Below are 14,311 nucleotides of genomic sequence, written 5' to 3' on the forward strand. Positions count from 1 at the left end.
TTTGCGGTGGTTCGAATTGATCTGGATCAACGATCGGCGATGCGATCGGCGGAAAGATGACCTTCATAAATGAGGAGATCATCATGTCGGTCGTCGAAAAAGCCTATCTGGGCGTTGTTCTGGCCTCAGCCGGAGCGTTCATGGTCACCATCCTGTTCGTGGCAATCGAAGACGCGCTGCGCGGTCGCCATACCCACTGATATCAATTCGTGCGTACCGGTGGTGTTGCGTTGCATATGTCCACCGATCCGGCCGGCCTGATGAAGAAGTCGTCCTTGCGGTTGGCGCGTGCCGTCACCCAGGCGGTAAAGGTCGGTGTATCGGTGCGCAGGATTTGCCACGTCGGCTGCTGATCTTTCGGCAGGTCGCTGGCAAGTCTTGCGTGGACAATCTGGGGGCGTGGAGCGCCTTCCTTGTAGAATCCCAGTTGTTCCGTGCCGCGGGGCAAAGCGGTCAGCGCTTCCATGCCGCCCAGGACGCGCCCCACGACCGCCATGTTGCGATCGAGGTGCCGCGGCGCGTGCCCGCTCACCGCATATAGTTCGGCACCGGTGCCTGTGTCCGGCGCCAGCCCGCGCCCGACGCCGACCATGCCGTAGCAATGCACCAGCCATGTCAGCGCGCCATCGCGCGCCGCGGGCCAGCCATCGACATGCCCGGCTTCAGGGGCATAGGCATCGCGGTAGCCGAGCGGGCGAAACCGCACCCCCTTGCTGTCGCGATCATATTCGGCCGGCGGCTGTGCGATGATCCCGGCCGGCAGCGGCTTCTTCTCGGTCGCATCGCCCCATTGGGTGACGTAATTGTCGTGCACCCGGTTGATCGTGGTGCCGTCATACCATCGCTGCTGCGCCAGTATCCGGATATTGGCGATATGGACCGGCGCAAAATCCGGCGCGAGCGCGATTGTCACCCGTTGGCCGGTATCGAGGTCGATCATCAGCAACTGATCCGCCGGGATCGCCCGCCAGGCCTCGCTGGGCGCTGCCGCGACGATTTCGGAAGGTGTGGCGGGCTTGGGAGAGGATGGCACGCCTGCCGCGATCGCAACCAGCGGGAGAGTGCGGCATAACAAGGAGAGGGCGTGTTTCATCTTCCCAACATGCCATGCCGACTATGCTTGCGGAAGCCGCGACGACACGATAGGGGGCTGCCTTCCAGCGAAAGTGCGGAGCGGTGGCCGAGTGGTCGAAGGCGCTCGCCTGGAAAGTGAGTATACGTCAAAAGCGTATCGAGGGTTCGAATCCCTCCCGCTCCGCCACATGCCTTGTGTCCAGTCCGGACACATAGGTAACAGACCGTACCTAAGAACATGGGTAACAACCTCGGGCCGAACGGGTTGTCGAGGGATTGCGCACCTCGCAAAGATAGTTGTCCATCGACTTGAGATAATCGGCAGCAAATATGGTCTGGCTACGCTGTGCGTTGGCGTCGGCATGGGTTGGTGCTGAAGGTGTCGGGCCTTTGCGGGACAGGCCAGCATTCATATATTCAGGTCGCGCATGTAATAGGCGCTGATATCGGCACGCGCGGCATCGTTCCAGTGAAACAACTCGGCACTTTGCGCATATGGCTGGTAAACGAAGGGCTTCTCGACAGGGAAGTGCTGGCGGCGCGCGTCGATCGCGTAACCGATCAGTTCCGACCGTTTGCGAACTAAATCTGCGTCGTAGATGATATTCCCTTGCTGGCCTTTCCCCTGGAACCCGATGATCGCGCTGCGCCGGTGGAATCCGAAATTGAGCGATACGCGCAGGTCGCCGGATGTGTTGGCGAAGGAACCGTGCAGGATCTGGCGGTTGCTGATCGCGACATCGCCGGGGTTGCAGACGAACGGAACGGCATCGGGTAGCAGGTTCCCACCTGCGGTGGTCACGAGATCGTGAATATCCAGCTTTCCGCGGCGGTGGCTTCCCGGGACAAACCATACGCCGTTGGCGGCGGTCGATCCGTAAAGCTGGATCATGAAGTTGAAGCCGTGGATTTGCGGATCCCATTCGGGATGGTCCCAATGGGTCATACCGTCCTGATGCCAGGCGAAGGCTGCTCCCGCACCCGGTTGTTTGACCACATATCCTTCGCTGAACGGAACGAAATCCTCGCCATTGATGGCCTCGGTAACGGCCAGCAGTCCCGGATGCGCGTAAGCTCTGAGTGCGGCATCCGATAACTGGAGCGGCCCGCGGATGATGAAGACGACTTCCCGGGGTTGCTCTGCTGCTGGTCTGCCTTCGATCATCTTGACCGGCGCTCGTGCCATGCCGTTGGCCCCGCCGAACGGATCGCCGAGCGGTTTCGACCAGTGGAAGGGCGATTGGGGAAGTCCCAGGCCCAGCGCCGGGCGACCGTGCTTGTCGATCGACGAAGTCGGGCTAGTCGGCAGGTGATCGACGATGCCTTCAAACTCGGCCCTTATTTCGGCCAGTTCGGCATCGTCGAACACATTTTCCAAAATATAGAAGCCGTGTTCTTTATACGAATCCAGGATTTCAGGCGCCAGTTTGCCTTGCTCGGTCAACCGAATGGGGCCGCGATTGTCGAGATTGCGAGCGCGCTCTTCCCCTTCCCGGAAGTAGGCTGTCAGCGCCGTGCCCTGGGTCTGCCGATCATCTACAGTCGCCATCGCTTGTCCTCTCTGACCTCATCTTCGTGCCACAAGGCGACCCAGTCGCTCTATTCCTTGTACGAAGCCGGTTTGACGAAGCGCGTCCGCGCGAATCCTTCATCGTAAGGCGTCTGGAACGCCGTCAGGAAGTTCATTCGTGAGAATTTCCAGCCTGATGTGGTCCGCACCAAATCGCATTCGTACCGGCCGCCCACCCAGAGCGCCTCGCCATCGGGCGTGACCAGCGGAATCAGCCCGCTCCACGAACCGCTGGCCGTGTCGCCATCGACTTCGATTTTGGGATTCATGGCGATGTGCAGGCTCATCTGCGCGGTGTGCCCGTACTTCGCGCACCAGCCCTCGATCCTGCCGCGTCCCTTCTGCCTGCCTGAATCGCCGCCCCAGACCGCATCCTCAGTAAACACCGCGCCGACTTTGGCCGCGTCTTTGCCCGCGCCCTCCCAGCCCGTATCGAAATAGTGGGTGTAGTCCGCCATGAGGTTTCGAATCTCGTTGATCGCCTCAAGTCTTTCGATGCGCGCGAGCAGCTCGTCGTCCAATTTGCGTCTCCCGGTTTGTTGCACGATGTCGGGCAATGGCATGGTCAATGTCTTGTGCCGGGGGCCGCGCGAAGCAATCGGCCTGCGCGGGCCTCAGTCGGCTCGCCGTCCCGCATGAAGACCTGGCCGTTGACGATCGTCGCCTTATACCCTTGCGCCTTCTGAAACAGCCGACGCGCACCGCCGGGAAGATCGTAGGCGACGCTTGGCAGGCAGGGTGCGACTGTCTCGGGATCGAAGATCGTGATGTCGGCGGCAAAGCCTTCGCGAAGCAGGCCGCGGTCGTTCAGCTTCCAGATTCGGGCCGGGCGGCTCGTCATCATCTGGATCGCCTCTTCGAGCGTGAGCAGCCCGCGCTCGCGCACCCAATAGGCAAGCAGGTGCGACTGGATCGATGAATCAATGATCGATCCCACATGAGCGCCCGAATCCGAGAATGTCATCGCGGTGTTGGGATTGCGCAGCAGCGCTATCATCTGTTCGTCGGTTTCGGGGCTGAAGAACTGCTGGAAAAAGACGTCGAAGTCCTGTTCGAGCGCGAGGTCGATCATCAGCTCCACGGGATCGACTCCGCGTTGGCCGGCAAGATCCTGCACGGAAGGATTTGGCAGATAGGCCGAACGCATCACCTGCAGCTTGTCATATTTGGGTTTCGATGAATCCCCGCGCGAATTGCCGTAGTCGCCGTGGTGCGCGGCATGAACCAGCCGCGCGCGAACCTCGGGATCTTGCAGGAGCCGTCGCTGTTCCTCGAGCGGCTTGCCGCGTACCTCTTTCCATTCCGGGATGATATCGAAGCGAAGACTGGTGCGGAACGATTGAACTTCCGAGACGCCGCGGCAATGGGTGAAGCCGTACATGCTGCCGCCGAGCGCCACGGTCTCGTCGATGAATTGCGTGTTCTTGCCGCCGATCACGCCATATGACACGGTAACGCCGGTCGACAGCGTCAGCTCGCGAAGGCGCCGCTCGTAATCGGCCATGCCGTCAGGGTCGTAATGATGCGTTTCCGGCGCCAGCTGGAAACAGCCATTGCTCTCGCGCGACATGATCCCCACCAGGGTGACCACTTCGTCCCATGATGCTTGCCGCGAGGCGACGGGCCTGTCGTCGCCCGTCAGGTGCGTGATCTGGCGCGAGGTGGAGAAACCCACGGCCCCGGCGGCGAGCGCCGAGCGCAGTTCGGTAGCCATGACATCGATTTCTTCGGCCGTGGCAGTCTCACTGAAGGCGCGATCGCCCATGGCCCAGGTGCGCAGCGCCGAATGGCCGATGGAACCGGCATAGTTGATGCCCTTGCGCTGGGCCTCGACGGCGTCGAGATATTCGGCAAATGTCGACCACGTCCAGTCGATCCCCTGCGCCATGGCTGCGGCCGAAATATCTTCGGCGCGTTCAAGATTTCGGACCACCAGTGCGGTTTCGCCCGGCCGGGAAGGAGCAAGGGTGAAACCGCAATTGCCCATTACGGCGGTGGTGACGCCATGAAAGCAGGACGTGGACCCCAGTTCATCCCAGAAGACCTGCGCATCCATGTGCGTGTGCGCGTCGACGAAGCCCGGCGCAACGATGTGGCCCTCAGCGTCGATTTCCTCGCGCCCCCGTTCGTCGATCTTGCCTGTCGCGACGATACGACCGCCCGTAATCGCGACATCGGCCGTTTGTCTGGGGGCACCCGACCCGTCGATGAGCGTGCCGTTACGCACGACCAGATCATAGGCCATTATCGATCTCCCAAATGCGCAAGACAGCCATTTCGGGTTCGGCTGCTTTCATCGGCGTATATCGGGTCAAATATTTGGTTCAAGAAAATTCGCGGTCTAGCCCCCCGGCGAGCACGGTATTGCGAGCGAGCTCCCGAGCTCTTTCCGGTCCAGCCTGACGCAGCAGGCCTTCCGACGTCCAGAACGCTTCATAGACACACCGCGCGTAGAGACCGATTGGCAGGTCCTGACGTCGGATCTCCCCCGAATTCACCCCCGCTTCGAGCAGACGTTCCAGGTCGTGCAATCGTGATGGTGCCGCGATGCGCCGCGCGCCCAGCGGCGTTTCGAGGACGAACCGGAACTGAATACGGATTTCATCGCTGAACCGCTCTTGCAGCCTGACGTGGAGGCCGAGCAGGGCATCGAGCTTTTCCAGCGGAGTCGATGGCGAATGGAGAACGGCGTCCCATGCCGCGTTGCGCTGGGTCTCAAAGTTGTCGATGATCACATTCAGCAGATTTTCCTTCGACGGGAACACGCGATAGGCAGTGCCCGCGCTGATCCCCGATGCGGCGGCTATGTCACGCAGGGTTGTCACCCCATATCCGCGTCGGGCGAACTCATGTCGCGCGACCTGCAGCAAGTGGGCCCTGCGTTCGTTATCCTGTTCTCCGTCGTGCCAAAGGGCGGCTGCCTCCGCCACGGCGCGAACGGCCGGTGAGGTGTCGAGGGCGGCAGTGTCAGTCGGGTTTGTCGCCAGCCCGTCGAGCAGGATGCGGCAGCGAAGGTCCGGCAGATCCTGCGCCTCGGGACCGAGATGGAAGTCGGCGACGCCATGGCGCAACATGCTTTCGCAAAGGCGGTCGCCGAGCATGGCGGGGTCGACACCCGCGCGGACGCTGCCGCGGCCATCATAATCCGACCGCAGAATTGCCAGCATCGCGTCGTGAATGGCGGTCGGCGTCTGCCCGACCAACTGCCGCAATTCGTCGCTGGCACCCGTCGGCGGTTCGTACAAGGTCATCAGCAAGGCGGCGGGGTGGCGCACCGCGCATCCCGCGATGGCTTGTCCGAACCGTATCACCCGTTCGCGGAGCGGTGCCGGAATTGCGGTCCGCTGTTCTTCGAGTGCGTCCGCTGCCACGCGGTCGAGATCGGCCTGATAGCGACGGATCAACTCGATGACGATCGCTTCCTTGGATTCGAAATGGTGATAGAGACTGCCGGGAAGAATTCCGCATTCATTGCCGATGTCTTTCAGCGACGTCCGCGTGCCGGAGATTGCGAACATCCGTGCGGCCGTTTCCAGGATTTCAGAGCGGCGGATTCCCCTGGCGGGCGGATCGGAGATCTGGTGCAGGCCGAGCGCCTTTTCAGGCATGATGGTTTCCCTGTTCGCATTCAGCCCAGCGGGCCGGGTGTCTATCCAGATTGCAGTCCGCAGACTGCCGGGCAGTTAGTTTGAAGTCAAATATTTGACTGGACGTGGAGATAGGCGCAATTCCGGGCGAATTTGGAGGGGGCAGCGCGCGATATCGATAGGGGAAATTGTCAATCAATTCTTCTGTGAAACCCTAATTTTTCAAAGTCCTCTAATCATCACCGTGCACATTGCCGGCATATCCCAATTGCAGGCTGATCAGCCGGCAGGTTCTGCCCAGTTCGGCCGTCGACGCCTGTTCGTGTGGGAGCATCGCGCTGCCCGTCGATAGCGCGGTTGCCGACAGAATTGCCCTGCCTTGCAAGTCGAAGATCGGAAAAGCGACTGCGCGCAAGCCGGGGACCATCGTCCCCTCGACCCCCGCCATGCCCTCGGCGAGAACCCGCCTGCGGATCGCCTCAACTTCCTCCCGCGTCTGCCCGCTGGCCGCCAGCTCCGCGTCGAGGAGAGGTTCAATCTCGTTGGCAGAGGCATAGCTGAGAAAGATCTGGCCGGTCGCCGAGGTCAGCAACGGCAGCACCGATCCGATGTTGAACGAGGTCATCACGGGTGGGCGACCGACGGACCATCGGATGATGGTGGGCCCCAGCGGCCCGAGCGCCGCGATCTGGACGGTGCGACCCGTACGTTCCGAATAGGCGGTGATGGCGGCATCGGTAATCTGGACGGCGTCGATGCGGGCAAGCGCGCCCAGCCCGAGGCGGAGCGCGGCGGGCCCGACATCGTAACGGCCGCTCGCCGCGTCCTGTCGCGCCATGCCTGCGACGATCAGGCTGGCGAGGTAACGATGTGCCTGCGACGCGGGCAGCCCGCTCGCCTGCGCGATGGCGCTGAGGGGGGAAGCTTTGCCCAGGCCGACCAGCGCGTCGAGCACCCGCAAGCCGATCTCAACCGACTGGATGCCGCGGCGACGTTCGGCCTTTTGTTCCATGACGTTGGGCTCTCCTGATAATCCGCGGCCTTGCTTGCTTACTGGCAGTGCGCAGTCAAGCGGCGTGACCGAAGCGCACCGTCGCTCTTCAGTTTGGCTATTGAGAAATCAATTGGCCTGTGTACAATATTCGTGCCTATGATGGCGGGCAAGATACCAAATAAGAGGCAATCGAAATTGCGAAGAGCAGGCGGGAGCGCCCGATGATCGTCGCCGGGCACAGTCCGGGCGGCGCGTTGCGCCCGCTGCGTGCGGGAACGTGCGCACAGGTCAGGATCTTTGATATCGATAGCGGCGAAAATCGGCTGATATATCAGGCCAATCATATGCTGGAAGCGCCCAACTGGACGCCCGATGGCGCGGGGCTGTGCGTCAATGGCGGAGGGCGTATCGCGATCCTGCCTGTGGACGGAGCCGCGCGATTGGCGTGGATCGATATCGACGGCATGGAAAGCGCGAACAACGATCATCTGATCTCGCCGGATGGCACCACGTTGTTTCTGTCGGCGGAGGGCGGCGTCTATTCGGTCCCCGTCGTGGGCGGCACGCCGGTTCGGCTGACCCCGCCGGGAAGCGTTCGCTATTACCTGCATGGCGTGTCGCCAGACGGCGCAACGCTCGCCTGCACGACGATCGACTATGGCGACCCGGAAGAAGGGTGCGGCATTCGGCTGGTGCCGTCGACGGGCGGGACGGGCACAGTTCTCCTCAGTGGACGCGTGCCGCTCGACGGACCGGAATGGACGCCTGACGGCGAATGGATCTGGTTCAATGGAGAGGTCGGCGCGAGCGTTGCCGGCCATGCCCGCCTGTTTCGCATCCGTCCCGACGGTAGCGGGCTCGCCCGGATGACCGATAGCCCCTCCGTCGACTGGTTCCCGCACGTCTCGCCCGACGGTGCACATATCGCCTTCCTCAGCTTCCCGCCTGGGACGCAGGGGCACCCGCCCGACATGCCCGTTCAGATCCGGCTGATGGATGCGTCGGGCGGCGACGCCCGCACGCTGGTCACGCTGAGCGGCGGGCAGGGCACGATCAATGTCAACAGCTGGTCCCCGGACTCGCGACGGCTGGCCTATGTCGCTTATCCCGACGTCGAGGCTTGCTGACGTCGGGTACTGCCGGGGACACGTTAATCAGAGGCGCGCGGGACCAACCCGTCGTCTGCGAAAGGATGCAGGATGATCGTCAGGCGGAGATTGGCCATGGTCGGCGGCGGGCCGGGTTCCTTCATCGGGGGCATTCACCGGCTGGGCGCGCAGATTGCCGGGATCGATCTGGTCGCGGGCGTCTTCAGCGGGAACCGGGACAAGTCGCTCGAGGCCGCAAGAGGATATGGTATCGCGCCCGACCGCTGCTACCCAACGGCCGAAGCGTTGTTTGCCGCAGAGAGCGCACGCGCGGACGGCATCGATATGGTGGCGATCGCCACGCCGAACCATCTCCATCTGCCTGTTGCGCTACAGGCAATTGCGGCGGGAGTGGATATCATATCGGACAAACCTGCGACCGCGACGCTGGCGGAGGTGCTGCTGTTGCGCGATGCACTGGCAAAAGGCGATAGCCGCTATGCGCTGACCTTCACCTACAGTGCCTATCCGATGGTGCGGGAGGCGCGGGCGCGCATCGCCGCCGGAGAGATCGGCGCGGTGCGCAAGACCATCGTCACCTACGCGCAGGGCACGCTGGCCGGTCCCGCGCGACCGGATGCTGTGCGCAGCTGGCGGACGGACCCGGCGCAGGCCGGTGTCGGGGGATGCGTGTCCGACATCGGAACCCATGCCTTCAACCTGGCCGAATATGTCACCGGCACGCCGGTGACGGCGATATGCGCGGACCTCGGGAGTCAGGGCGACGAGCGGCTGCTGGACGATGATTGTACCGTCCTGCTGCGCTTCGGGGGCGGCGGACGGGGTGCATTGATCGCGTCGCAGATCGCCTTTGGCGAGCGCAATGCGCTGTCGTTCCAGGTCTATGGCGATCGCGGAGCGCTGCACTGGCATTTCGATCAGGCCGATATGCTGCGGCTGGTGCGCGGCGGTGACACCAGTCTGCTGACGCCGGCGTCAGCGGGGCTGCTGGCGCCCACGCCGGTGCCGCGCGGCATCGGTAATGGCCTGATCGCGCCGTTCGCGATCCTCTACCGCGATTTTGCCGAGGCCTGCGCGGGCAAGCCGGAGCTGATCGACAACATGCTGCCGGGCATAGAAGCGGGCGTTCGCAGTATGCGCTTCGTCGAGCGCGCGGTGGCAAGCAGCGCTGACGGTGCCGGCTGGGTGACGCTGGATGGTTGAGCAGGGCGAGCCGACCCCGGAGGAGATCGACCGCGCGGAGCAGGCGCTGCTCCTGCGGCGTTTCGATGCCGATGACGCATGGTGGCTGGGGTGCCGGTTGCGCGATCATGCCGCCGCGCGCCACGCGCCTGTGGCGATCGAGATACGGCGCGCGGGAACACGATTGTTCAGCGTCGTGATGCCGGGCGCGACGCAGGATAATCTGGCCTGGGTCGACCGCAAGATCGCCATTGCCATGCGTTTCGAGCGGTCGAGCTACGCGCTCAACCTGATGTTCCGGGCGGGCGATGGCCTGTTCGAGCGGTTCGGCCTCAATCGTGCGACCTATGCGCCCGCCGGAGGTGCGGTTCCCATCCGCCTGATCGGTACGGGCGTCATCGGCGCCGCAGCGATCAGCGGGCTGGCGCAGGAGGAGGACCATGGGATCGTCATCGAGGCGCTGGCAGCGCTGAAGGCGCATCAGGGCGAGGCATCCGCATGAACTCCCCACCATCCGTTCGCCGGATCGCGTTTCCCGATCCGGATCCCTGCGCTCGCGAATGCCTTGTTCATGCGCATAAAGCCGAAAAGTGGAAGGAGCAGGCGGGTGTCTGATCGATCAATATCTTATCCCGGTGGAGGGAAGGCGCCGCCGGAGGTGTCAGCAGCGCCCGGGAACAGCGCACCGACCCGTCCCTGGCCATCGTCCCGGAGCGCCTGGTATGTCGCGATACTCCTCATGCTTGCCAACACGCTGGCGTTCGTGGACAGGCAGGCGCTGGCATTGCTGGTCGAGCCGATCAAGCAGGACCTGAAGATATCCGATACGGCGATCAGCCTGTTGTACGGTCTCAGCTTCACCCTCTTTTATGTCGCGGTCGGCCTGCCTGTGGCGCGCATCGCGGACCGTTCCAGCCGGCGCAACATTATCGCCGGATCGATCTTCGTGTGGAGCATCTGCACCAGTCTGTGCGGCGTCGCACGGTCGTTTGGGGGCCTGTTCCTCGCGCGGGTCGGGGTCGGCGCGGGCGAGGGCGGGCTGACCCCCGCGGCGTATTCGCTGCTGGCCGACTATTTTCCGAAAAAGAAGCTCGCCGCCGCCATGGGCGTGTATCAGATGGGCCTGTATATCGGCGGCGCGTCGGCGCTGGTGATCGGAGGACTCATCTCGTCGATCATCCCGCCATCGTCCATCGTGACAGTGCTGGTACTGGGAAGTCTGAAGGGGTGGGAGGTCGTTTTTCTGCTGCTCGGACTGCCCGGCATCATCCTCTCCCTGCTGTGCTTCACGATCCGCGAGCCTGCGCGGCAGGGTGCGGGTGCTGCTCAGGCCAGCGTGTCGCTGGGCGAGTTCTTCGGCCATGTCGGTACGCGCTGGCGCTCCTATGTCGGGATCGCGCTCGGATTCGCGCTGATGATCCTGTGCGGGAACGGGACGACGGTGTGGATTCCGGCCTTCTTCGCACGGGCCTTTGGCTGGAGCACCGCCGAGGTCGGCCAATATTATGGTCCGGTCGTGTTCGTGTGCGGGACCAGCGGGGCGCTGGCCGGAGGCTTCTTTGCCTCCTGGCTGCGCCGCCGGGGCTATGCCGATGCCAACCTGCGCGCCGCGCTGATCGGGTTCAGCATCCTGGTGCCGCTGTCGGTCGGCTTTCCGCTGATGCCGACCGCGGGGCTGGCGCTGACGATGATTGCGTTGATGAATTTCTTTGCCGGGTTCAACTTCGGCGGTGGACTTGCAGCGCTTCAGGAACTGACGCCGAACCGCATGCGCGCGCTTGTCTCGGCCATGTATATGCTGACGATCAACCTGATTGGTGCCGCGCTTGGGCCGATGGCGATCGCGCTGTGCACCGATTATGTCTTCGCTGACCCCCAGCGCCTGCCGCAGGCGATCTCTCTGGTCTGCGCAATCGCCTCGCCGCTCTCAGTGCTGGTTCTTTGGACCGGCCTGCGCGACTATCGCCAGCGGATGACGGAGATCGGTGGCGGCGGTGTGGAAACGGCATTGTGATTGAACGGCCGGCTGAGGCGCATTCATTCAAGTAGAGCGGCGGAGAGCGCCTCTCCGGCCCCTTTTCGAAATTCAGATGGATTTTATTCCGGGTGGCGTTGCGAGGGACTCTTTCACCCCTCTCCTTCAGGGGAGGGAGGGGCAAGGGTGGGGCCTCTCCGCGTATGCCCCGCATGCGGCTCTGCCCCACCCCAACCCCTCCCCTGAAGGGGAGGGGCTTATAGGTCGCGATCACTGCAACCTGGTCTTATTCCGCGTCCGGCTGGTTCTCCGGCGCGGCGCGGCGGAAGGCATCGAGGGCAAGGCATGCTTCCTCCACCTCCAGCAGTTTAGGCCAGCGTAGGGCCACGCCGAACCGGCGCGCATTGACGAGTTGTGGCACGAGGCAGAGGTCCGCCAGCGTGACCGCCGCCCCGAAGCTGTATGGCCCCGCTTCGTCCGCGATCAGTCGGTCGAAGGCATCCAGCCCCTCCTCGATCGCCTGCACCGCCCAGCCTGTCACTTTGTCCTCGCCAACGCCTAGCGCGCGGACGCGGTCCAGGATCTTGAGGTTCTGGACAGGGTGGGTGTCGCACGCGATCACCTGCGCTGCCGCGCGGACCTTTGCCCGGCGGATCGGATCGGCGGGCAGCAGCGCGGGCGCCGCATACACCTCGTCCAGATAGTCGCAGATCGCCAGGCTCTGCGTGAGGACGGCGCCATTGACCTCCAGCGCGGGCAAAAGGCCCTGAGGATTGAGCGCAAGGAAGGCGGGGGAGCGATGCTCCCCCTTGCGCAAATGATGAGAGACCTGTGAGTAGGCCACGCCTTTCAGATTCAGCGCGATCCGCACCCGATAGGATGCGCCCGAGCGGAAGAAGCCGTGCAGGACAGGATCAGGCACCTGCCTTGCCGCCGACCTTGATCGTGCAATCGGACAGGCCGGCGATCGAAACGACGATCGTATCTCCCTCCACCACCGGGCCGACGCCGGCGGGCGTTCCGGTGTAGATCAGGTCGCCCTGCTCCAGCCCATAGAATCGCGAGACATATGCGATGACTTCCGGCACGTCCCAGATCAGGTCGGCCAGATCGGCATCCTGCTTGATCGTCCCGTTGACAGTGAGGGTGATCGCGCCCGTTGAAGGATGGCCGACCGCACTGGCGGGATGGATGAGGCCCAGCGGCGAGGACTGCTCGACATTCTTGCCGGTATCCCACGGGCGGCCCTTGTCGCGTGCTTCGAACTGGAGGTCGCGGCGTGTCATGTCCAGGCCGGTGGCATAGCCATAGACATGATCGAGCGCGTCCTCCTGGGTGATGGCGCGCCCGGCCTTGCCGATCGCGACGACCAGTTCTGCCTCATAATGGAAATTGGTGGTTTCCGGGGGATAGGCGATGGTCGTGCCGCTGGGAACGACCGTCTCGGCCCATTTGGTGAAGAAGAAGGGCGGCTCGCGGTCCGGATCCTTGCCCATCTCGCGCGCGTGGGCGGCATAGTTGCGGCCGATGCAGAAAACGCGGCGGACCGGAAATTCTTGACCATCGCTGGTTGCCGCAGCCGGCTGCGGCGGCAGCTTGAAAAGAGCACTCATTCATTCATCTCCTTGTAGAGGTTCAATTTTTCTTGCGCAGCCTTGTCCGAATAGGCAAACAGCACCAGATCTGTTGCAGCGAGCAACACCAGTTCATGCCAGGACGGCACCACCATGATGTCGCGCGGACCAAGGGCAATGTCCTGCCCTTCCACCCGCGCGGTGCCCGTTCCTTCCACCACGACGAACACGGTGCCGTCGGTCGAACGCCGGGGCCGCGTCTCGAAGCCGGCGGGAAGCAGGCGGACATGCGCGGAAATCGTGGGCATGATCGCCCCGCCGTCGGCGGGGTTGAGGAACTCCAGCGCATGGCCGAGATGCGGGTCGACCTCGGCCGATCGCGCCATAGCGTCGAGCGCGGGGCGCCACTGCGCATAGGGATAGTGGAACAGCGGCTGATGCACCGGGCGGCGATCGGCCGTCGATCCGCGCATGGGGCGCATATTATGGCCGTAACGGGCCAGCGTATCGCCGGGTGGCGCGGTTTCCTTATGCGCCTTTTCCGACAGATGCTCGGCAAAGCTCGCGTCGAAATGACGCACCGTGGGAATATCCAGCCCGTCCAGCCAGATCATCGGTTGATCGGAGGGATTGCCATGGTCATGCCATTGACCGCCGGGTGTGAGCACGAGATCGAACGGTCGCATGATCGCCTTCTCGCCGTCCAGCGCGGTGAACGCACCATCGCCTTCCAAAACAAAGCGAAGCGCGCATTGGCTATGGCGATGGCTGGGCGCGATCTCGCCCGGCAGGATCAGTTGCAGCCCGGCATAAAGGCTGGGCACAATGGCGGATTGCCCTGCAAGACCCGCATTCTCGAGTATCAGAACGCGCCGTTCCGCCTGCTCCGCGCTGATCAGGTCGCCGGCCCGCAGGAGGTAGCCGCGCGCGACGTCATAAGACCAGCGTTGCACCCGCGCCGGCGAGCGTGGCTGGGGGCGGACCAATTCGGCGAGCGATTCCCATAAAGGCGTCAGATGTTCGGGCAGCATCTCGGCATAGAGCGCCTCCAACTGCGCGCGTTGATCATTGGCCAGGACCATGCCGCCTCACTCCCATTCGCACCCCTCGTGGGCGCTGAGATCCTTTTGCATAAAGACAATTGATTCCTCAATAGCAAATTTTCATCGGGAGCAGATGTCTGCGCCTCGCGACGGAAGAGCCTTCATTTCCCCGCAGGCTGCGGCTATCGCTGGTGCTGCGGGTC

The 14,311-nt window shown here is 63.3% G+C and carries 14 protein-coding genes and 1 tRNA gene; 6 read left to right on the plus strand and 9 right to left on the minus strand.

Features of this window, described 5'->3' with window-relative positions; genetic code table 11:
• Positions 1-56: 56 nt before the first annotated feature.
• On the plus strand, positions 57-200 hold the full coding sequence (locus tag BLS13_RS20695) for a hypothetical protein (protein WP_176943548.1): 144 nt from the start codon (positions 57-59) through the stop codon (positions 198-200).
• A gap of 2 nt (positions 201-202) precedes the next feature.
• Here BLS13_RS20695 and BLS13_RS11270 read toward each other — a convergent pair whose 3' ends face one another.
• Complete coding sequence (locus BLS13_RS11270) at positions 203-1,093, minus strand: peptidylprolyl isomerase (RefSeq protein ID WP_093452159.1); 891 nt, start codon at positions 1,091-1,093, stop codon at positions 203-205.
• Positions 1,094-1,170: 77 nt separating this feature from the next.
• Here BLS13_RS11270 and BLS13_RS11275 point away from each other — a divergent pair.
• Positions 1,171-1,261 (plus strand) — tRNA-Ser (locus BLS13_RS11275).
• Positions 1,262-1,483: 222 nt separating this feature from the next.
• On the opposite strand, the gene BLS13_RS11280 is transcribed toward BLS13_RS11275, so the two are convergent.
• From BLS13_RS11280 to BLS13_RS11300, 5 genes are all read right to left on the minus strand, one after another.
• On the minus strand, positions 1,484-2,623 hold the full coding sequence (locus tag BLS13_RS11280; RefSeq protein ID WP_093452160.1) for a phytanoyl-CoA dioxygenase family protein: 1,140 nt from the start codon (positions 2,621-2,623) through the stop codon (positions 1,484-1,486).
• A gap of 50 nt (positions 2,624-2,673) precedes the next feature.
• Entirely contained in the window at positions 2,674-3,165 is a 492-nt protein-coding gene (locus BLS13_RS11285) for a nuclear transport factor 2 family protein (protein ID WP_176943549.1), read from the minus strand.
• A gap of 44 nt (positions 3,166-3,209) precedes the next feature.
• A complete protein-coding gene (locus BLS13_RS11290) occupies positions 3,210-4,889 on the minus strand; it encodes an N-acyl-D-amino-acid deacylase family protein (RefSeq protein ID WP_093452163.1) in 1,680 nt (559 codons plus the stop codon).
• A 79-nt stretch (positions 4,890-4,968) separates the two neighbouring features.
• Positions 4,969-6,252: a TetR/AcrR family transcriptional regulator gene (locus BLS13_RS21165; RefSeq protein WP_093452165.1), complete on the minus strand. Its 1,284-nt coding sequence runs from the start codon at positions 6,250-6,252 to the stop codon at positions 4,969-4,971.
• Between the two features lie 211 nt (positions 6,253-6,463).
• Positions 6,464-7,243: an IclR family transcriptional regulator gene (locus BLS13_RS11300; protein ID WP_093452166.1), complete on the minus strand. Its 780-nt coding sequence runs from the start codon at positions 7,241-7,243 to the stop codon at positions 6,464-6,466.
• Positions 7,244-7,446: 203 nt separating this feature from the next.
• On the opposite strand from BLS13_RS11300, the gene BLS13_RS11305 reads away from it, so the two are divergent.
• The 4 genes from BLS13_RS11305 to BLS13_RS11320 all read left to right on the plus strand — a co-directional run bounded on the left by BLS13_RS11305 (position 7,447) and on the right by BLS13_RS11320 (position 11,530).
• Entirely contained in the window at positions 7,447-8,352 is a 906-nt protein-coding gene (locus BLS13_RS11305) for a TolB family protein (RefSeq protein ID WP_093452168.1), read from the plus strand.
• Positions 8,353-8,424: 72 nt separating this feature from the next.
• On the plus strand, positions 8,425-9,537 hold the full coding sequence (locus BLS13_RS11310) for a Gfo/Idh/MocA family protein (protein ID WP_093452169.1): 1,113 nt from the start codon (positions 8,425-8,427) through the stop codon (positions 9,535-9,537).
• The gene (locus BLS13_RS11315) at positions 9,530-10,018 is read left to right on the plus strand and encodes a heme-degrading domain-containing protein (RefSeq protein WP_093452170.1); all 489 of its coding nucleotides are present in this window, start codon (positions 9,530-9,532) and stop codon (positions 10,016-10,018) included. The genes BLS13_RS11310 and BLS13_RS11315 overlap by 8 nt, the downstream gene beginning before the upstream one ends.
• Positions 10,019-10,255: 237 nt before the next feature.
• Positions 10,256-11,530 (plus strand): MFS transporter, encoded by a 1,275-nt coding sequence (locus BLS13_RS11320; RefSeq protein ID WP_256325830.1) that lies wholly within the window; start codon positions 10,256-10,258, stop codon positions 11,528-11,530.
• Between the two features lie 247 nt (positions 11,531-11,777).
• On the opposite strand, the gene maiA is transcribed toward BLS13_RS11320, so the two are convergent.
• The 3 genes from maiA to gtdA are packed head-to-tail and all read right to left on the minus strand — an operon-like array spanning position 11,778 to position 14,147.
• On the minus strand, positions 11,778-12,413 hold the full coding sequence (maiA, locus tag BLS13_RS11325; protein ID WP_093452173.1) for a maleylacetoacetate isomerase: 636 nt from the start codon (positions 12,411-12,413) through the stop codon (positions 11,778-11,780).
• On the minus strand, positions 12,406-13,104 hold the full coding sequence (locus BLS13_RS11330) for a fumarylacetoacetate hydrolase family protein (RefSeq protein ID WP_093452174.1): 699 nt from the start codon (positions 13,102-13,104) through the stop codon (positions 12,406-12,408). Before BLS13_RS11330 ends, maiA begins: the two co-directional genes overlap by 8 nt.
• Positions 13,101-14,147, minus strand: coding sequence for a gentisate 1,2-dioxygenase (gene gtdA / locus BLS13_RS11335; protein WP_093452176.1), 1,047 nt, complete (start codon positions 14,145-14,147; stop codon positions 13,101-13,103). Before gtdA ends, BLS13_RS11330 begins: the two co-directional genes overlap by 4 nt.
• Between the last annotated feature and the right edge of the window lie 164 nt (positions 14,148-14,311).

This window comes from Sphingomonas sp. YR710, from assembly GCF_900101455.1.
In the GTDB taxonomy this organism is placed as follows: domain Bacteria; phylum Pseudomonadota; class Alphaproteobacteria; order Sphingomonadales; family Sphingomonadaceae; genus Rhizorhabdus.